The 18,641-nt window shown below is 73.4% G+C and carries 20 protein-coding genes; 12 read left to right on the top strand and 8 right to left on the bottom strand.

Going from position 1 to position 18,641, the window contains the following annotated elements:
- Positions 1-113: 113 nt before the first annotated feature.
- Complete coding sequence (locus tag AB0J21_RS12200) at positions 114-335, top strand: helix-turn-helix domain-containing protein (protein WP_363145806.1); 222 nt, start codon at positions 114-116, stop codon at positions 333-335.
- Between the two features lie 214 nt (positions 336-549).
- On the top strand, positions 550-1,371 hold the full coding sequence (locus tag AB0J21_RS12195) for an enoyl-CoA hydratase/isomerase family protein (protein WP_363145805.1): 822 nt from the start codon (positions 550-552) through the stop codon (positions 1,369-1,371).
- A gap of 57 nt (positions 1,372-1,428) precedes the next feature.
- Here AB0J21_RS12195 and AB0J21_RS12190 read toward each other — a convergent pair whose 3' ends face one another.
- Positions 1,429-2,196, bottom strand: a complete 768-nt coding sequence (locus AB0J21_RS12190) for a hypothetical protein (RefSeq protein WP_363145804.1) — start codon at positions 2,194-2,196, stop codon at positions 1,429-1,431.
- A 93-nt stretch (positions 2,197-2,289) separates the two neighbouring features.
- On the opposite strand from AB0J21_RS12190, the gene AB0J21_RS12185 reads away from it, so the two are divergent.
- From AB0J21_RS12185 to amaP, 5 genes are all read left to right on the top strand, one after another.
- Positions 2,290-2,769: an Asp23/Gls24 family envelope stress response protein gene (locus AB0J21_RS12185; RefSeq protein WP_363145803.1), complete on the top strand. Its 480-nt coding sequence runs from the start codon at positions 2,290-2,292 to the stop codon at positions 2,767-2,769.
- Between the two features lie 88 nt (positions 2,770-2,857).
- On the top strand, positions 2,858-3,046 hold the full coding sequence (locus AB0J21_RS12180) for a hypothetical protein (protein ID WP_363145802.1): 189 nt from the start codon (positions 2,858-2,860) through the stop codon (positions 3,044-3,046).
- A gap of 6 nt (positions 3,047-3,052) precedes the next feature.
- Positions 3,053-3,394: a hypothetical protein gene (locus AB0J21_RS12175; protein ID WP_363145801.1), complete on the top strand. Its 342-nt coding sequence runs from the start codon at positions 3,053-3,055 to the stop codon at positions 3,392-3,394.
- Positions 3,391-4,065, top strand: coding sequence for a DUF6286 domain-containing protein (locus AB0J21_RS12170; protein WP_363145800.1), 675 nt, complete (start codon positions 3,391-3,393; stop codon positions 4,063-4,065). Before AB0J21_RS12175 ends, AB0J21_RS12170 begins: the two co-directional genes overlap by 4 nt.
- Before the next feature lie 4 nt (positions 4,066-4,069).
- Positions 4,070-4,648, top strand: coding sequence for an alkaline shock response membrane anchor protein AmaP (amaP, locus tag AB0J21_RS12165; protein WP_363145799.1), 579 nt, complete (start codon positions 4,070-4,072; stop codon positions 4,646-4,648).
- Between the two features lie 87 nt (positions 4,649-4,735).
- Here the strand turns inward: amaP and AB0J21_RS12160 are convergent, their stop codons facing one another.
- From AB0J21_RS12160 to AB0J21_RS12145, 4 genes are all read right to left on the bottom strand, one after another.
- A complete protein-coding gene (locus tag AB0J21_RS12160; protein WP_363145798.1) occupies positions 4,736-5,491 on the bottom strand; it encodes an SDR family oxidoreductase in 756 nt (251 codons plus the stop codon).
- A 4-nt stretch (positions 5,492-5,495) separates the two neighbouring features.
- Complete coding sequence (locus AB0J21_RS12155) at positions 5,496-7,367, bottom strand: glycoside hydrolase family 15 protein (RefSeq protein WP_363145797.1); 1,872 nt, start codon at positions 7,365-7,367, stop codon at positions 5,496-5,498.
- 91 nt (positions 7,368-7,458) lie between these two features.
- The gene (locus AB0J21_RS12150; protein ID WP_363145796.1) at positions 7,459-8,262 is read right to left on the bottom strand and encodes an SURF1 family protein; all 804 of its coding nucleotides are present in this window, start codon (positions 8,260-8,262) and stop codon (positions 7,459-7,461) included.
- A gap of 82 nt (positions 8,263-8,344) precedes the next feature.
- Positions 8,345-9,316 carry a DEDDh family exonuclease gene (locus AB0J21_RS12145; RefSeq protein ID WP_363145795.1) on the bottom strand — a complete coding sequence of 324 codons (972 nt, stop codon included), beginning with the start codon at positions 9,314-9,316 and terminating at the stop codon, positions 8,345-8,347.
- A 156-nt stretch (positions 9,317-9,472) separates the two neighbouring features.
- Between AB0J21_RS12145 and AB0J21_RS12140 the strand changes: the two genes are divergently transcribed.
- Positions 9,473-10,189 (top strand): VIT family protein, encoded by a 717-nt coding sequence (locus tag AB0J21_RS12140; protein ID WP_363145794.1) that lies wholly within the window; start codon positions 9,473-9,475, stop codon positions 10,187-10,189.
- A 276-nt stretch (positions 10,190-10,465) separates the two neighbouring features.
- Positions 10,466-11,509, top strand: a complete 1,044-nt coding sequence (locus AB0J21_RS12135; RefSeq protein ID WP_363145793.1) for a zinc-dependent alcohol dehydrogenase family protein — start codon at positions 10,466-10,468, stop codon at positions 11,507-11,509.
- 32 nt (positions 11,510-11,541) lie between these two features.
- Here AB0J21_RS12135 and AB0J21_RS12130 read toward each other — a convergent pair whose 3' ends face one another.
- Positions 11,542-12,942 carry a CoA transferase gene (locus tag AB0J21_RS12130; RefSeq protein WP_363145792.1) on the bottom strand — a complete coding sequence of 467 codons (1,401 nt, stop codon included), beginning with the start codon at positions 12,940-12,942 and terminating at the stop codon, positions 11,542-11,544.
- Positions 12,943-13,119: 177 nt separating this feature from the next.
- Positions 13,120-14,661: a S8 family serine peptidase gene (locus AB0J21_RS12125; RefSeq protein WP_363145791.1), complete on the bottom strand. Its 1,542-nt coding sequence runs from the start codon at positions 14,659-14,661 to the stop codon at positions 13,120-13,122.
- Between the two features lie 427 nt (positions 14,662-15,088).
- On the opposite strand from AB0J21_RS12125, the gene AB0J21_RS12120 reads away from it, so the two are divergent.
- The 3 genes from AB0J21_RS12120 (at position 15,089) to moaA (ending at position 18,254) form a co-directional block, all read left to right on the top strand.
- Positions 15,089-15,457 (top strand): DUF485 domain-containing protein, encoded by a 369-nt coding sequence (locus tag AB0J21_RS12120; RefSeq protein ID WP_363145790.1) that lies wholly within the window; start codon positions 15,089-15,091, stop codon positions 15,455-15,457.
- The gene (locus AB0J21_RS12115; RefSeq protein ID WP_363145789.1) at positions 15,454-17,094 is read left to right on the top strand and encodes a cation acetate symporter; all 1,641 of its coding nucleotides are present in this window, start codon (positions 15,454-15,456) and stop codon (positions 17,092-17,094) included. Before AB0J21_RS12120 ends, AB0J21_RS12115 begins: the two co-directional genes overlap by 4 nt.
- A 170-nt stretch (positions 17,095-17,264) precedes the next feature.
- A complete protein-coding gene (gene moaA, locus AB0J21_RS12110) occupies positions 17,265-18,254 on the top strand; it encodes a GTP 3',8-cyclase MoaA (RefSeq protein ID WP_363145788.1) in 990 nt (329 codons plus the stop codon).
- Positions 18,255-18,288: 34 nt separating this feature from the next.
- On the opposite strand, the gene AB0J21_RS12105 is transcribed toward moaA, so the two are convergent.
- Positions 18,289-18,552, bottom strand: coding sequence for a hypothetical protein (locus tag AB0J21_RS12105; RefSeq protein ID WP_363145787.1), 264 nt, complete (start codon positions 18,550-18,552; stop codon positions 18,289-18,291).
- Between the last annotated feature and the right edge of the window lie 89 nt (positions 18,553-18,641).

Raw genomic sequence — 18,641 nt, 5'->3', positions numbered from 1 at the left:
TCCGCCTGCTGAGACCGCAAGCCGGTCCTGTGGACCTTGCTGAATGGGTGGCCAGGATTGCCGGGAGGGGTGATCATGAGAGTCCAGAGCGCACTTCCCACGAGGAGGCACGGGTGGCCGAGACTCTGAAGAAGGGCAGCCGGGTGACCGGCGCCGCGCGCGACAAGCTCGCGGCAGACCTGAAGAAGAAGTACGACGGTGGTGCGAGCATCCGGGCGCTGGCCGAGGAGACGGGCCGGTCGTACGGATTCGTGCACCGCATGCTCAGCGAATCGGGCGTGACGCTGCGAGGACGCGGCGGAGCGACCCGGGGAAAGAAGACCGCCGCCAACTGACCGGGCGGCGCGGGACCCGCCGTGGCGGCCTGCGACCCCTCGGGGCGCCGGCGCCGGCACCCCGCCCACCCGGTCCGGCACCAGCGGTGCGGCAGGAACCCAGCAGCACAGCAGCAACCCCAGTACTCCGTGGTGACCACCCGGCTGTCCTCGCAGTCGGCCGGGTGGTTACTGTGCAGTCACTTACGACGGCACAGCACCTCGGAGGCTCTTCATGGCTTCAACCGGTACCGGCGACGGCAGCGACGGCAAGACCACCGTCCTGCTCGACACCGACGGCGTACGGCTCACCGTGGACGACGCGGTGGCGACCGTCACGCTGACCAATCCGGCCAAGCGGAACGTCCAGAACCCCGCGCTGTGGCGGGCGTTGGCGCAGGCCGGAAGGGAACTGCCGGGCGACGTCCGGATCGTCGTGCTGCGCGCGGAGGGCAAGTCCTTCTCCGCCGGCCTGGACCGGAAGGCGTTCACCCCCGAGGGCTTCGAGGGGGAGACGTCCTTCTTCACGCTGGCCCAGGGCACGGACGAGGAACTGGACGCGGCCATCGCCGGGTACCAGGAGGCGTTCACCTGGTGGCGGCGGCCCGACCTCGTGTCGATCGCCGCCGTCCAGGGGCATGCCATCGGGGCCGGCTTCCAGCTCGCTCTCGCCTGCGATCTGCGGGTCGTGACCGAGGACGTGCAGTTCGCGATGCGGGAGACCAGTCTCGGGCTGGTGCCGGACCTGACCGGCACCAGCCCGCTGGTCTCTCTCGTCGGCCAGGCCCGGGCCCTGGAGATCTGCCTCACCGGCCGTTACGTGCACGCCGAGGAGGCGGCCCGGACCGGGCTGGCCAACCTCGTGGTGCCCGCCGCCGAACTGGACGGGGCCGTCTCGGACCTGTGCGCCGCGCTGCTCGCTGCGCCGCGCGGCGCCGTCATCGAGACGAAGGCGCTCCTGCAGGGCGCGGCCGACCGCGACTACGAGGAACAGCGCGCGGCCGAACGCGCCGCCCAGGCCCGCCGCCTGCGCGACCTCATGGGCTCCGGCGAGTAGCACAGGGCGGCGGCCGAGGCCGCGCCCGCCCCCGCCCGGAGACGTCATCCACGCCCTCTAGGCGGGGGCCCCGTCGTTCCCGGCCCCGGTTTCCGGGAGCCATCCGGTGACCAGCACCGTCACCGTCGTACCCGGCTCCAGTACGGAGGTGACCGCCGAGCGCACCGCGCGGACCGTGTCGGGCAGCGGGCGCAGATCGGTGGCGACCACCTCGACGCGCACGTGCGCGGGGGAGCCGTCCGCGCGGGCCTCGTCCAGCCGCACCGGCCGGCCGTGGCCGCCGAAGGCCCCGCTCAGCCCGGCGATCCCGTCCACGGAGCGGGCCGCCGTCGCCGCGTGCCGGGCGATCCCCTCGGGAACGCGGCTCTCGTCGGCGTCGAGGGGCCGGCCCTGCCCGGTGGACACCTGCCCGGCCCGCGGATCCTCGTCGAGCAGGTCGGTGACGCGCAGATCGGCCCGGGCCACGGCGAGGCCGAGCCGGTCCCGCGCCGTCGACAGGAGCACCACGCGCAGGGTCGCCGCCGTCTCCGGCAGCGGGTGGGTGACGCAGGCGGCGAAGGAGGCCGACAGCCGCAGGGGGCCCGGTGGCAGGGCCGTGGGCGGGGCCGGGAACGTCGTCTGCGGCGTCGCGGAGTCATCCGTTCGGGTGGGGATCAACGTGATTCTTTCCAGCCGCACCCCGGGGGCCAGGTCCCCGGCGTGGCGCAGCGCCGCCACGGCGGCGGACTCCGCCAGCCAGGCCCCTGCCGTGCCGTCACCCAGGGGCAGCAACCCGCCGAACGCCACCTGATCCCGCACCGCCTGCGTCCACCGTTGAGCCGTCATGTGCTCACCCTGCCGCATTCACGGCGCACATCCGCGCAACCCCGCTTAGTGTGGGCAAAAGGAGTGCAACCTCCCCGAAAGGGATGACCCCCCATGAGTGAGACCCCCCAGCAGCAGCGCAGGCCCGAGGGCAGTGGTTCGGGCGAGCAGAACCGGCGCGGTGGCGGCGACCCCGCCGACCGCGGCAAGACCAGCATCGCCGACGGCGTCGTCGAGAAGATCGCCGGGCTCGCCGCCCGCGACGTCGTGGGCGTGCACGCGATGGGCAGCGGCGCGGCCCGTACCTTCGGCGCGATGCGGGACCGGGTGCCGGGCGGCGGCAGCTCGAAGTCCGTGACGCGCGGAGTGAAGGCGGAGGTCGGCGAGGTCCAGGCGGCCATCGACCTGGAGATCGTCGTCGAGTACGGAGAGTCGATCACCGAGGTCACGCGCGCCGTGCGCAAGAACGTCATCAACGCCGTGGAGCGGATGACGAGCCTGGAGGTGGTCGAGGTCAACATCTCGGTGAGCGACGTCAAGCTCCCCGACGAACCGGACGACGACGAGGACGAATCCGGTTCGCGGGTTCAGTGACCACCGCCTGCGGGGCCCCGGGACCCGGCGGGGGTGCCCGGGGCCCGGGCCGAAACTGTGAACAGCGGCGTCGTAGGAGGAACTCACCATGAGCATGGCCGTGCTCGGTCTGATCGTCGGGATGGCCCTGGCCTTCGCCGGATACTTCGGGGGCTTCGGCGCCTTTCTGCTGGTGGCGGCGCTCGGCGCCGTCGGTTTCATCGTGGGGCGGTTCCTCGACGGGGACCTCGAACCCGGTGACTTCTTCAGGCCGCGCGAGCGCGGCGACCGGCGGTGACACGCAGTGGCCGGACAGACCGTCGAAGCCGCCGACCGGGGAGCCACCCGGATCGCCGACCGTGTCGTCGCCAAGATCGCCGCCCAGGCGGCCCGCGAGGCGGTGGACCGGGTGCCGCCCGGGGGCAAGGCACCGCGCGCCTCCGTGGCCGTGCACCGGGAGACCGCCCGGGTGAGCATCACCCTGGAGCTGGAGTACCCGTGCGACATCGGACGGCGCTGCGGCGCCGTCCGTCACCGGGTGACCGAACGGGTCGGGAAGCTGGCCGGGATGAAGGTGCCCGAGGTGACCGTCCAGGTCGAACGCCTGCACCCGGCCGAGAACGTCAGCGTGGGGAGGACCTCGTGAGCGAACCGGAGGGCGCCACCCGCGTCCCGTCCGTCCTGGAGAAGCGGGAGGCGGAACGCGAAGAGCCCCCGCCGCCACCGGGCTCCGGAAGACCCGCCCCGCTGCCCGACCCGGACGCGCCGCCGACGGCGCGGGCCGGGCGCTTCTGGTCCGCCCGTCGCGTCCCCGCGGGGATCGTGTCGCTGCTGATCCTCGCCGCCGCCGCGCTCTTCCTGTACGACGTCGTCGCGGTCCGCACCGGCCACCCGGCGATGCAGTGGCGCCGCACCCTCTCCGAGGAGCTGGCGACCCGTCCGCTGAAGGACAACTGGGTGCTGGTCGGCGCGGGTGTGGCCGCCGCCCTCGGGCTGTGGCTGCTCGTGCTCGCGCTGACCCCGGGCTGCCGGAGGCTGCTGGCGATGCGCCGCCCCTACCCCGGCGTACGCGGCGCGTTGCACCGGGACGCCGCCGGGTCGATCCTGCGCGACCGGGCCATGCAGGTGGCCGGAGTGCAGTCGGTCAAGGTCAAGGCGCGGCGCCGCAAGGCCAAGGTGAGAGCCGTCGCGCACTTCCGCGACACCGACGAGGTCCGCACCGAACTCACCCAGGCCCTGGGCTCCGCCACCACCGAACTGGGGCTCGCGCGCACGCCCCGCCCGGTGGTCAGGGTCCGCAGGCCGGGGAAGGACTGAGGCCATGCTGCGCACTGTCAACCGCGTCCTGCTCGCGCTGTGCGGGCTCGTCCTGATCGCCCTGGGCGGACCGGTCCTCGCGATCGGGCTCGGCGTGAAACCGCCCTCGTGGTGGATCCACGACGGCAAGCACGACGTCCTGCTCAGCCGGGCCGAGCGCACCAAGTGGCGCGGCGAGGACTGGTGGTGGCCGGTCGTCATCGCGGCGCTCGCCGTGCTCCTGCTGCTGGCCCTGTGGTGGCTCGCCGCCGGGCTGCGCCGCCGCAGGCTCGCCGGGCTCGCCCTCGACACGGGGGACGGGGACGGCGCGACGCTGCGCGGCCGGGCGTTGCAGGACGCGCTGGCCGCCGGGGCGGAGCGGATCGACGGGGTCGACCGGGCCCGGGTCCGGCTCACCGGCCGCCGCACCTCGCCCCGGGCACGACTGCGCCTGGACCTCGACCCGCAGGCCAACCCCGTCCTGGTCCAGCACCGCACCGTCACCGGGGCCCTGCGCACCGCTCAGGAGTCGGCGGGACTGGACTCGCTGCCCGCCGAAGTGCGCATGTTCGGCGCCGGGCACGGCGCGGACCGCGTCCAGTAGCGGGGAGAGCCGCGGCCGGAAGGGCTGTGCGGGTGTGCCGTGACCGGCGCACCCGCACGGCCCTTCCGCGTCCGGTCCGGCGCCGGTTCAGAACCCGTGGCGGGCGCCGCCGTCGACCGGGACCATGACGCCCGTGACGTACGAGGCGGCCGGTGACAGCAGGAACGCGGCGGTGCGGCCGAACTCCTCGGGGGTGCCGTAGCGCCGCAGCGGAATGCTCGCGGCCGAGGCCTGGCGGGTCGCCTCGGGGTCGGCGCTGCGGCCGTCCAGCTCCTTGATCCGGTCGGTGTCGATCTTCCCGGGCAGCAGGCCGAGGACCCGGATGCCGCGCGGCCCCACTTCCTGCGACAGCGACTTCGCGACCCCGGCCAGCGCCGGGCGCAGCCCGTTGGACACGGTGAGCCCGGCGATCGGCTCGTACACCGAACCGGACAGCACGAAGCCGATCACCCCGCCCTCCTCCAGCACCTCGGCGGAGCGGCGGGCCAGCCGCATCGCGCCCAGGAACACCGCGTCGAAGGCGGAGCGCCACTGCTCGTCCCCGATGTCGGCGAAGAAGCCGGGGGCGGGGCCGCCGACGCTGATCAGGACACCGTCGAAGCGGCCGAAGCGCTCGCGTGCCGCGGCGATCAGCAGACCGGCCGCCGCCGGGTCGGCGTTGTCGGCCCCCACGCCGTGGGCTCCCTCGCCGAGCGCCTCGGCGGCGGCCTCGGCCGCCGCCCGCTCCCGGCCGCTGACGACGACCTTCGCGCCCTCCGCGAGCAGTGCGCGGGCGGTGGCGTTGCCCAGGCCCCGGGTCGCCCCGGTCACGACGAAGACGCGGTCCCTCAGTCCAAGATCCATGCCACTATCCTGCCGTCCGCGTGGTGGTGTCCGCCTCGTAGGGGGTGTCCTCCCCGGCCGTGGCAGGCTCGACGTCGGGCAGCGCCTGAGCGCGGTGGCCCGGGCTCGCCAGGGCGAGCGCCGTGCCGACCAGGCCGATGTGGCTGAACGCCTGCGGGAAGTTGCCCAGTTGGCGGCCGGCCTGCGTGTCGTACTCCTCGGCGAGCAGCCCGACGTCGTTGGTGTACGACAGCAGCCGCTCGAACAACTCGGTGGCCTCCTCGGTGCGGCCCACCATGTGCAGCGCGTCGGCCAGCCAGAACGAGCACACCAGGAAGGCGCCCTCCGCGCCGGGCAGTCCGTCGACCTCGCCCTCGCCCGGGCTGTAGCGCAGCAGCAGCCCGCTCGCCCCGGAGCCCAGTTCGCGCCGCACCGCGTCGATCGTGCCGCTCACCCGGGGGTCGTCGGGCGGCAGGAAACCCGAGCGGGGGATGAGCAGCAGCGCGGCGTCCAGCTCCTGGGAGCCGTAGGACTGGGTGAAGGTGTTGCGCTCGGCGTCGTACCCGCGCTCGCACACCTCCCGGTGGATCTCCTCCCGCATCCGCCGCCAGCGCTCCACGTCGCCCTTGAGCTTGGGATTGGCCTCCAGGGAGCGCACCGTGCGGTCGGCGGCCACCCAGGCCATGACCTTGGAGTGGACGAACTGGCGGCGCGGACCGCGTACTTCCCACAGCCCCTCGTCGGGCTCGCGCCACGCGCCCTCCAGGAACTCCATCAGGGCGAGCTGGAGCTGCCAGGCGTGCTTCTTCGCGTGCAGACCGGCGCGTTCGGCCAGGTGCAGGGAGTCGATGACCTCGCCGTACACGTCGAGCTGGAGCTGGTGCGCGGCGTCGTTGCCGATCCGGACCGGGGCGGAGTTCTCGTAGCCGCTCAGCCAGGGCAGCTCGTACTCCGGGATGCGCCGCTCCCCGCCGAGGCCGTACATGATCTGCAGCGTCGAGGGGTCCCCGGCCACCGCGCGCAGCAGCCAGTCGCGCCAGGCCCGCGCCTCCCCGAGGAAACCGGCCGAGATCATCGCGCCGAGGGCGAGCGTGGAGTCCCGCAGCCAGCAGTAGCGGTAGTCCCAGTTGCGCACCCCGCCCAGGGACTCGGGCAGGGAGGTGGTGGCCGCCGCGACGATCCCGCCGGTCGGCGCGTAGGTGAGCGCCTTGAGGGTGATCAGGGAGCGGACCACCTGCTCGCGGTAGGGGCCCTCGTAGCGGCACTGCGCGGCCCAGGCCCGCCAGTCCGCGACGCTGTCCTCCAGCGCCCGGTACGGGTCGACGAGGCGGGGGTGCTTCTTGTGCGAGGGGTACCAGGTGAGGACGAAGGCGACCTTCTCGCCTGCCTTCAGACCGAACTCGGAGTGGGTGCTGAACTTCTCGCCCCAGCTCTTCACCTCGGGCTCGCTGCGCAGCCACACGGCGTCCGGCCCGGCGACGGCCACCCGGTGCCCGTCGACCTTGCGCATCCACGGGACGACGGCGCCGTAGTCGAAGCGCAGTCGCAGCGTGCTGTGGATCGTCGCCTCCCCGGACAGGCACTCGACGATGCGGACCACGTCCGGCGCCTTGTCGCGCTGCGGCATGAAGTCGGTGACGCGCACCGTGCCGTGTTCGCCCTCCCACACGGAGTCCAGGACGAGCGAGTCGCTGCGGTACGCGCGGTGCGTGCAGTCCCCTCCGTCCTTGGGCGCCAGGGTCCAGTGCCCGTTCTCGTGGTCGCCGACCAGTGCGGAGAAGCAGGCCGCCGAGTCGAAGCGGGGCAGACAGAGCCAGTCCATCGATCCGTTGCGCCCCACGAGCGCTGCGGTCTGATGGTCCCCGATGATCGCGTAGTCCTCGATGCGTTGAGCCACGGGAAGCGGGTTCCCGCCGATCGGCCCCGTCAATCGGCGCGGGCGGCCAAAAGGCCGCACGTCACACCCGTTCCACGCGGCGCGGGGCCGGTCAGACGGTGACGGGTTGCTCCGCCCCGGCCTCCTCCTCGGTGGCGCCCTCGGCGAGGGCCTCCTCGCGGTCCCTGCGCTCACGGCGGGCCAGGACGCACCAGCCGACCGGGACGGCCGCCGAGAAGAGCCACCACTGCACGGCGTACGCCATGTGCGGGCCGATGTCGCTGTGATCGGGCTCGGGGATCAGTTCGGGGCTGTTCCGCGCCGGCTTCGGGGCGATCTGCTCGACGTAGCCGCCGAGCACCTCCTTGCCGAGGCGGCCCGCCTCCTGGCGGCTGTTGATCAGCATGACCTGCCGCTCGGGCAGGTCGCTGATGTCCTTGATGCCGCTGGCCGCCGTCGTCTCGTCGGCCATGAGCCGGCCGGTGACGGTGACCTCGCCGCGGGGCGGGGCGGGGATCTTCGGGAACGCGGTCTGCGTGCCGTTCGCCGGAATCCAGCCCCGGTTCACCAGCAGCACTTGGCCGTCGTCCAGCACCAGCGGGGTCAGCACGTGGAAGCCGATCTGCTCGGCCTCGTTGGTCCGGCGCCGCACGACCACCTCGTGGGCGGTGTCGAAGACGCCCTTCGCCGAGACCCGGTGCCACACGTCGCCCTTCGGGATGTCGTGGCCCGGGGAGGTCAGCCGCTCCACGGGGACCGGCTCCGCCTGCACCGCGCGGGAGATCCGCTGGTTCTGCGCCACCTTGTGCTCGTGGCGATGCAGCTGCCAGAACCCCAGCTCGATCATCACAGGGATCAGTACGACGGCGACCAAGGTGATGATCAGCCACTGCCAGGACAACAGGAAGCGGTACACCCCATGAAGGTACAACTCGCCCCTTCGGGGGATACGGGAGGGGGCCCGCCGCACCGGCCGGCCGGCCCCCTCGTCCGCCGCGTCAGGCCGGATCGGCCGGGGCCACGTCCCGCAGGAGCTGCCCGAAGGCCGCCTCGTCGATCACCGGCGTCCCGAACTGCCGGGCCTTCGCCGTCTTCGAGGTGCCCGAGTCCGGGTCGTTGGTCACCAGCAGGCTCGTGAGCCGCGACACACTGCTCGCGACGTGCAGCCCGGCCTCCGTGGCCCGGTCCTCCAGCAGCTCCCGCTCGACCGAGGTGTCCCCGGAGAACGCGACCCGCATGCCCTGTCTGAGCGGTTTGTCCACCTCGTACCGGCCCGGGTTCGGGTACGGGCACGGCGGGCGCTTGCGCGAGGGGCGCCAACTGCCCTGCCCGTAGGAGGACTGACGACCGATCGCCGGGCGCACCGGCGCGTCGGACCACTCGGTCAGCGGCCGGCACTCCAGCAGCGGCAGCCGCACACCGTCGCGCGCCGCCGCGCGCAGGCTCGGCCGGAACGCCTCAGCGAGCACCCGGGCGTCGTCCAGGGCGTGGTGCGCCTGACGCTGCACGACCCCGAAGTGCGCGGCCAGCGACTCCAGCTTGTGGTTGGGCAGCGGCAGCGCCAGCTCCTTGGACAGCGCGATGGTGCACAGCCGCTGGCGCACCGGCGCCTGCCGCTCGGCCCGCGCGTACTCCCGGGCCAGCATCGACCAGTCGAAGACCGCGTTGTGCGCGACCAGGACCCGGCCCTCCAGCCGCGCCGACAGCTCGGCGGCGATCTCCGCGAACAGCGGGGCGCCCTCAAGGACGTCACTCGTGAGCCCGTGTATCCACACCGGGCCCGGATCGCGCTCCGGGTTGACCAGCGTGTACCAGTGGTCCTCCACCTCGCCGCGCGCGTCGAGCTGGTAGACGGCGGCGGAGACGATGCGGTCGTCACGGGCCAGACCGGTGGTCTCCACGTCGACGACCGCGTACCCCGGGGGATACGCGGTCGGCCAGGGGCCACGGGTCGTACGGTCTTCGAGCATGGTCCATGAGGATACGGGCCCTCACCGACAGCCGGTGCCCCCCGGGGTCCCGTCCCCGGAGGTGACGGGCGCTCGGCGGCGGGCGGCGATCCGGCACGTCGGCGGTGCCCGGCGGAAATCAGGGTGCCGGACCTCGCCGGGTGAGACAGTCGCCCGATGAGTGATCAGGCCCCGGTGCACGAGGAACATCACGGCGGCGCCCTCGCCGGACGGCTCAACTGGCTGCGGGCCGCCGTGCTCGGCGCCAACGACGGCGTGGTCTCCACCGCCGGACTCGTCGTCGGGGTGGCCGGGGCCAGCGCCGGGCGCGGCACCCTGCTCACCGCGGGACTCGCCGGACTGCTCGCCGGATCGATGTCGATGGCGGCGGGGGAGTACGTGTCCGTCAGCACCCAGCGGGACGCCGAGAAGGCCGCGCTGGCCACCGAGAGCCGCGAGCTGCGGGAGCGGCCCGAGGAGGAACTCGCCGAGCTGGCCCGCCTGCTGGAGGGCCGGGGGCTCAGCCCCGAGGTCGCGCGGGACGCCGCGCGGCAGCTCACCGAACGCGACGCGCTGCGCGCCCACGCCGATGTCGAACTCGGGATCAACCCGGACGAACTGACCAACCCCTGGCACGCCGCGTGGGCGAGCTTCCTGTCCTTCACGGTGGGCGCGCTGCTCCCGCTGCTCGCGATCGTGCTCCCGCCCGCCGGGGTGCGGCTCCCGCTCACGGTCGGCTCCGTGCTCGCCGCCCTCGTGTTCACCGGCTGGAGCAGCGCCCGCCTGGGAGCGGCCCCCGCCCGCCCCGCGGTCCTGCGCAACGTCGCCGGCGGGGCGCTCGCGATGGCGGTGACGTACGCGACGGGGGCGCTGCTCGGGGCGGCGGGGGTGTAGCGGAGGCCCGCCGCGCACCGGCTCGGGGCGCGCGCCGCGGCCGGCGGGGCGCTGTTCCTCGGCTCGGACTTCCTCGGCGTTCGCCGGGCCGCCGCAGCCCCCGCCCTCCGCGCCCTGGACCGTGCTCACCTGCATCGCCGCCCAGTACCCGCTGGTCAGCGGCGTGCTCCAGGGGGCTCGGGCGCGGTCCCGGCCGGATCTCGCGTACCGTGAAAAACGTACGAACGTCTGATTCACCGCCCCCGTAGGCGGTACGCACCGCCGAGGAACCGCCCCATGCGCGCCACCACCATCCACGCCCCCTACGACCTGCGCGTCGAGGACGTGCCCGAGCCGCTGGTCCAGTCGCCGACCGACGCCGTGGTGCGGGTGCTGCGCGCGTGCGTGTGCGGCAGCGACCTGTGGGCGTACCGGGGCGAGTCGGCGCGCCGCCCCGGCCAGCGGATCGGTCACGAGTTCCTCGGCGTGGTCGAGGAGACCGGCGCCGGGACCAGCCGCTTCCGGCGCGGCGACCTCGTCGTCGCCCCCTTCGTGTGGTCGGACGGCGTGTGCGACTACTGCCGCGAGGGGCTCACCACCTCCTGCGAGCACGGCGGGATCTGGGGACAGGCCGGCCACGACGGCGGTCAGGGCGAGGCCGTCCGGGTGCCCTTCGCCGACGCGACCCTCGTCGCGCTGCCCCGCGAGGCGGCCGGTGACCCCGCGCTCCTGTCCGCGCTGCTGACCCTCTCCGACGTCCTCGGCACCGGCCACCACGCGGCCCTCGGCGCGGGCGCCCGCCCCGGCGCGACCGTCGCCGTCGTCGGGGACGGAGCGGTCGGCCTGTGCGGAGTGCTCACCGCGAAGCGGCTGGGCGCCGAACGCATCATCGCGCTCGGCCGGCACACGGACCGCACCGACATCGCCCGGCGCTTCGGCGCGACCGACGTGGTCGCCGAACGCGGGGAGGCCGCGGTCGCCGCCGTCCGCGAACTCACCAAGGGCCAGGGCGCGCACGGCGTCATCGAGGCCGTCGGCACCGAGCAGTCCATGCGCACCGCCGTCGACATCACCCGCGACGGCGGCTCCATCGGCTACGTCGGCGTCCCGCACGGTTCCGGCTCCGGCCTCGACCTGAGCACCATGTTCAACCGCAACATCGCGCTGCGCGGCGGCGTCGCCCCCGTACGCACCTACATCCCCGAACTGCTCGCCGACATCCTCGACGGACGGATCGACCCCTCGCCCGTCTTCGACCGCACCGTCACCCTCGACGAGGTCCCCGAGGGCTACCGCGCCATGGACGAGCGCACCGCCCTCAAGGTCCTCGTCACCCCGTGAGCGCGCGCACCGCCTGACCGGCGGCCGGGCGGTCAGCGCAGCCAGACCGCCTCGTCCGCCCCGGTGGGCGCCGAGGGCCGCGCCCAGTCGGCGGGACCGCCCGCGAACTCCACGGCGGGACGGGCGTACGCCAGAGGTCCCCAGGCGCTGTCCCGTTCGGTCACGTGCCCGCCCGGGTCCACGGCGGGGGAGTCCTCCCCGGCGCGGGCCCGGCCGCCGGCCAGCAGCCACGCCGCGGTCCTGGCGAGCGTCACCCGCACCAGCCGCGCCCCGCCCGAGCGGGTCTGCTCCGTGAGCGCCCGCAGCACGGCGGCGGCCAGCAGGTAGCCGCTGCCGTGGTCCAGGGCCTGCGCGGGCAGCGCCCCCGGCCGGCCGTCCCGGTCCGCCTCGACCGCGGCGATCCCGGTCGCCACCTGCACGAGACTGTCGAAACCCCGCCGGTGGCCCCAGGGCCCGTACCGCCCCCACGCGCAGATCTGGGCCACCACGAGGCCCGGGCGGCGGCCGGCGAGCGCGTCCGGGGTCAGCCCGAAGCGCTCCAGGGCGCCCGGCCGGTAGCCGGTCACCACGACGTCCGCGTCCGCGAGCAGGTCCTCGAAGCGGCGGCGCCCCTCGCCGTCCTTCAGGTCGAGCAGGGCGGTGCGCTTGCCCAGGCCGGTGTCCGCCTGCTGGTCCGGCAGTTCGGGCAGCCACGGCGCGTCGAGGCGCAGGACGTCGGCGCCCAGCAGCGCGAGCGTGCGGGTCGCGACCGGCCCGGCGAGCACCCTGGTCAGGTCCAGGACCCGCACCCCCGCGAGCGGCAGCAGCGCCGGCGCGTCCGGGTCGAGCGGCGCGAACCCCCGTGCCGGGCCCCGGTCGATCCGCTGGGTGGTCACCAGTCGGTGGTCCGCGAGGGCGAGTCCCTGCGGGCTCCTCGCCCACTGGCCGGGCCCGCGCAGCGCCACGGCCAGGCCGCCCGCCGCGAACACCGCCTCCTCGACCTCCAGGGCCGCGCGCCGCCGCAGTACGGCGGCCACCTCCTCCGGCCCCGCCCCGGCGGCGAGCCCGAGGGCGGCCCGCAACCGCTCACGGTGGTGCGGGTAGTTGGCGTGCGTGCGCACCCAGCCGTCGGCGGTGCGCCACAGCCGCGAGAGCGGGGCGAAGGACTCCGGGGCCCGCCCTGCGACGCGTACGAGCCGTTCACTCGCGAAGGCGGCGGCCACCGCCCGGTCGGACACCCGCACCTGTGGCACCGCGTGCCCGGTACGGACCGCGGTCAGTTCCGCCGCCGCGAGGCCGCACACGGTCACCGTGGCCGAGGCCAGTTCCCGCACGGGAAGACGGGCCGTGAGTACGGCGTTGTCGGGCTCCCGGATCACGTGGTCCAGCAGGGCGGGATCGCCGCCCAAGGCCGCCCAGGCCGCCGCCGGAGCGGGTGTTTCCTCCAGTTCCATGCACGCACTATGGCACTCAGTGCCAGGTGTGGGGAAGAGGGGAACACGAAGAAGGGCCGTACGCGGACCCGAAGATCCCCGTACGGCCCCGCGCCCGAGGACGCGCTCAGCGGCTCACCGTCCGGCCGGACGCGCCGTCCCGCCCAGGGGAGGCACACCGGCCGGCCGGGCGCGCCGTCACTTCGTCACAGCGTCCAGCGCGTCGGCGATGCCCTCGCCGTAGAAGCCGTTCTTCTTCTTGCCGCCCTCGCACACCGCGTCGACCTCGCCGTCCCCGTCGATGTCGTACGGGTCGGTGCACGCCTTGTCGTCGGCGCCCGCGTACAGCAGCGCCTTGACCACAGCGGCCGGGGCGTGCGGATGGCGGGACTTGATGAGCGCCGCGACGCCCGCGACGTGCGGGGAGGCCATCGACGTACCGGCCATGTAGCCGTAGCCGCCGCCGGGCAGCGTGCCCAGGATCAGTCCGCTCGTGGCGGGCGGGGCGGGCGTCTGGTAGACGGTCGAGTCTCCGCCGGGGGCCGCGATGTCGATGACGCCGTCACCGTGGTTGGAGAACGAGGACTTGACGCCCTTGGCGCCGGTCGACGCGACCGTCACCACACCCGGCAGCTGGGTCGGGATGTCGAAGCACTTCGACGGGTCCACAACCCGGTCGCCGGGCGACGAGTCGTTCGGGCTCGACGGGTCGGCGATGCTGTCGGAGGCCAGGTCGTAGTTCTCGTTGCCCGCCGCCGCGACGTTGACCGCGCCCTTCAGCTCCGCGTACCGCGTGGCCCGCGTGATCGCCTCGACCAGCGCCTTCTGGTCCGGGTCGTTCTTGCAGTTGAAGTACCACGGGTCGGTGTAATAGCTGTTGTTGGTCACGTCGACCCCGTGCTCGGCGGCCCACACGAACCCGCAGACCACGGCCTCGGTGTAGAAGAAGCCGTCCGGCGTCGACACCTTGATGCCGGAGACCCTGACGCCCGGGGCGACCCCCGTCATGCCGATGCCGTTCTTCGCGGCGGCTATCTCCCCGGCGACGTGCGTGCCGTGCGGGCTCTCCGACGCGCTCGGCCGCCACGCGCCCTCGGAGGTGTCGGCCTTGCCGCCCACGCAGTTGACGGAGGCCGCGCGGTCGAAGTTGGGCGCGATGTCGGGGTGCGTGTCGTCCACCCCGGTGTCGATCACGCCGACCGTGACCGCGCTGCTGCCCAGGTACTTCTCGTGCGCCTTGTCCGCCTTGATCGCGGGCAGGTCCCACTGGAGCGGCTCCAGCGGGTCCTGAGCGCCCTGCGCCGTCTGCGCGGCGGCCTCGGCCTGAGCCCCGCCGAGCTTCACGGGGGCGCCCATGTCGGTGGTGGACTGGGCGGACAGCGGGGCGGTACGGGTCGCGCCCGCGCTCTGCACCCCGGCCACCTTGCGGATGCGGGGCGCGAAGTCCGCCTTCGAGGAGTGCGCGACGACCACGCCTATCTTGTCGTACGCGGCCACGACCGAGCCGCCCGCGCGGGTCACGGCCTGCTTGAGGTACGTGCTGTCGGCGAGGCCCGGCAGCACGTTGACGACGTAGCTCATCGGTGTGCCGTCCGCGGCCGAGGAGGCGGAGGTCGTCGCCGCGGAGCCGGCCGGCGCGGCCGAGGCCGCTGTGGCGGGCACCACGGCGAGAGCGGCGGCGACAGCGAGTCCCACGGGGATCGCGAGCGTGCGCCGGGAGCGGACGAAAGGCACCGTCATGGGGTCTCCAGTTCGGGTACAGGCGTCTACACGGAGTGCTGTGCGGGTGTCGGGATGCCTCCACACGGAAGGCGGCTGCGCACCGGGAACAGCGTCAACCCACCGGTCCGGGACGGAAATTCGGACAGGTACATGACGCTCGGCAAAGTGAAGCTATCCCGCTCGTCCGTGGCCAGCAACGATTTCCCAAAATCCGGGGCCGCGAAAAATCCGCCGCGTTGAACCGGGTCGCGCGCGCCGCCGTGCCGTTGTGCAGGGGGCCAGCAGAACCAGCCCCCGCGGTGCGCGTGCCCGCGCCCCCGTCCGTGCGTCCCACGCGGCGGGCCGGGCCCGGCGCCCCGTACGCACAGAAGGCCGAAGAGAAAGCACCATGTCGCACACGCCTCCCTTGTCAGAACCACCCGTTCCCGCACCGCGAGGAGACTCCGTGGCCACCGAAGCACCGGAGCCGGCGTCCACCGGCCCGCAGACCAAGGCCGGCACACCGACGTCCGACCAGTTCCTCCAGACGCAACAGAGCGAGGAGTTCGGGGCGTTGCGCCGCTCCCACCGCTCCTTCGCCTTCCCGCTGACCGTGGCCTTCGTCCTCTGGTACCTGCTGTACGTCCTGCTGTCGAACTACGCCGGCGGGTTCATGGGGACCAAGGTCGTCGGCAACATCAACGTCGCGCTCGTCCTCGGCCTCGGCCAGTTCCTCACCACCTTCCTCATCGCCTGGTGGTACTCCCGCCACGCCGCGACCCAGCTCGACCCCAAGGCGCAGGCGATCAAGTCCCGCTTGGAGGACCAGGCATGAGCTCCCCGATCACCCTGGCCGCCGGTCTGCCGCTGGCCGCCGAGGGCGCCAGCGACCACCGCGGCCTCATCATCACGCTGTTCTCGGTCTTCGTCGCCGCGACCCTGGTCATCACCGTGTGGGCCGGCCGCCAGACCCGCGACGCGGCCGACTTCTACGCCGGCGGACGGCAGTTCACCGGTTTCCAGAACGGCCTCGCCGTCTCGGGCGACTACATGTCGGCCGCGTCCTTCCTCGGTATCGCGGGCGCCATCGCCCTGTTCGGCTACGACGGCTTCCTGTACTCCATCGGCTTCCTCGTGGCCTGGCTCGTCGCCCTGCTCCTGGTCGCCGAACCCCTGCGCAACTCGGGCCGCTACACGATGGGTGACGTCCTCGCCTACCGCATGCGCCAGCGCCCGGTGCGCACGGCGGCCGGCGCCTCCACGATCGTCGTGTCGATCTTCTACCTGCTCGCCCAGATGGCCGGGGCCGGTGTCCTCGTGTCGCTGCTGCTCGGCATCACGAGCGACGGCGGGAAGATCGCGATCGTCGCACTCGTGGGCCTGCTGATGATCGTGTACGTCACCATCGGCGGGATGAAGGGCACCACCTGGGTCCAGATGGTCAAGGCCGTCCTGCTCATCATCGGCACCCTGCTGATCACCGTACTGATCCTGTGGAAGTTCCACTTCAACGTCTCCGAACTCCTCGGCAAGGCCGCACAGAACAGCGGGAAGGGCTCGGCCTTCCTGGAGCCGGGACTCAAGTACGGGGCCACCTCGACCTCGAAGCTGGACTTCCTCTCGCTCGGCATCGCCCTCGTCCTGGGCACCGCCGGGCTGCCGCACATCCTGATCCGCTTCTACACCGTGCCCACGGCCAAGGCCGCCCGGAAGTCCGTCAACTGGGCCATCGGCATCATCGGCGCCTTCTACCTCATGACCATCGTGCTCGGCTTCGGCGCCGCCGCCCTGCTCAAGCCCAAGGAGATCACCGACTCCAACCCGGCGGGCAACACGGCGGCCCCGCTCGCCGCCCTGGAGATCGGCGGCGGCTCCGGTTCCACCGGCGGCGCGGTCCTGCTCGCGGTGATCTCGGCGGTGGCCTTCGCGACCATCCTCGCCGTGGTCGCGGGCCTGACCCTCGCCTCCTCCTCGTCGTTCGCGCACGACATCTACGCCAACGTCATCCGCAAGGGCAAGGCCACCGACAAGGAGGAGGTGCGCGCCGCCCGCTGGGCGACCGTCGCCATCGGCATCGTCTCCATCGGCCTCGGCGCCCTCGCCCGTGACCTCAACGTGGCCGGCCTCGTCGCCCTCGCCTTCGCGGTCGCCGCCTCCGCGAACCTCCCCACGATCCTCTACAGCCTGTTCTGGAAGCGCTTCACCACCCAGGGCGCCCTGTGGTCGATCTACGGCGGGCTCGCCTCCTCGGTCCTGCTCGTGCTGTTCTCCCCGGTGGTCTCCTCCAAGCCGTCCTCGATGTTCCCGGGCGTCGACTTCGCGTGGTTCCCGCTGGAGAACCCGGGACTCATCTCGATCCCGCTCGGCTTCCTGCTGGGCTGGCTGGGCACCCTGTTCTCCAAGGAGGAGCCGGACGTCCGCAAGTACGCGGAGCTGGAGGTCCGCTCCCTCACCGGTACCGGCGCGCACTGACCCGACGCCCCCCGTCCCCCTCGACGGCCGTGTCGCGGACCTCCCCGGAAGCGTCCGCGACACGGCCGTCCCGCTGCCCGGGCGGTACCGGCCGAACCCCCCGGCCGGGCACCTCACGTACGCTCAAAGGCCGCGGCAGTCCCCGCCGCCCCCACGGGAGAGGAGGCCACATGCTCGTCGACACCTATGGCCGGGTGGCCACCGACCTGCGCGTCTCACTGACCGACCGCTGCAATCTCCGCTGCACCTACTGCATGCCCGAGGAAGGGCTCCAGTGGCTCGGCAAACCCGAGTTGCTCACCGACGAGGAGATCGTCCGGCTCGTCGGGATCGCCGTGACCCGCCTGGGCGTCACCGAAGTCCGCTTCACCGGAGGGGAGCCGCTGCTGCGCCGCGGCCTCGTCGACCTCGTACGGCGGTGTGCCGCACTCGCACCGCGCCCCCGGCTGTCCGTCACCACCAACGGCATCGGCCTCGCCCGCACCGCCGGGGCGCTGGCCGAAGCGGGGCTCGACCGGGTCAACGTCTCGCTCGACACCCTGCGCCCCGAGGTCTTCAAGACCCTCACCCGCCGCGACCGGCACCGCGACGTCCTCGACGGACTCGCCGCCGCCCACGCGGCCGGACTCACCCCCGTCAAGGTCAACACCGTCCTCATGCCCGGGCTCAACGAGGACGAGGCCCCCGAACTGCTCGCCTGGGCCCTCGCCGAGGGCTACGAACTGCGCTTCATCGAGCAGATGCCGCTCGACGCCCAGCACGGCTGGACCCGCGAGGGCATGATCACCGCCGGGGACGTCCTCGCCTCCCTGCGCACCCGCTTCCGGCTCGACCCCGAGGGCGACCAGGAGCGCGGCTCCGCGCCCGCCGAGCGCTGGCTCGTGGACGGGGGACCCGGCCGGGTCGGCGTGATCGGCTCCGTCACCCGCCCCTTCTGCGCCGCGTGCGACCGCACCCGGCTCACCGCCGACGGACAGGTGCGCACCTGCCTGTTCGCCACCGAGGAGAGCGACCTGCGCTCCGCGCTGCGCTCGGGGGCCGACGACGAGGAGATCGCCCGCCGCTGGAAACTCGCGATGTGGGGCAAGAAGGCGGGCTCGGGCCTCGACGACCCGGCCTTCCTCCAGCCCGCCCGGCCGATGTCCGCGATCGGCGGCTGAACCCGCCCGCCGCACAACGGGGCCGAAAACCGCCCTACTCGTGTTCCGCCTGCCACCGGGCGAGCGGGACGACGTCCTTGAGGAAGCCGCGCACGCTCAGGAACTGCCCGAGCGACTCCCGGTGCGCCCCGCAGGCCAGCCACGTCTTGCGCCGCTCCGGCGTGTGCAGCTTCGGGTTGTTCCAGGCCAGCACCCAGCCCGCGGGTTCCCGGCAGCCCTTGGCGGAACAGGTCAACGGGGCCTGGGCCTCGCCCTTCTCGTGACTGCTGTCTTCGCTGCTGCGGTCTTCGCTGCTCATGGGGATGCGCACGGCTTCCAGGGGAGGGGGAGGGTGGGACAAGGGGCGGAGGGGGCCAAAAAAACGACGCCGAGCAGCCACGGGGGGAG

Source organism: Streptomyces sp. NPDC049954, assembly GCF_040656295.1.
Lineage (GTDB): Bacteria > Actinomycetota > Actinomycetes > Streptomycetales > Streptomycetaceae > Streptomyces.
The sequence above is the reverse complement of the archived record's forward strand: the minus strand, read 5'-3'. Positions and strand labels throughout refer to the sequence as shown.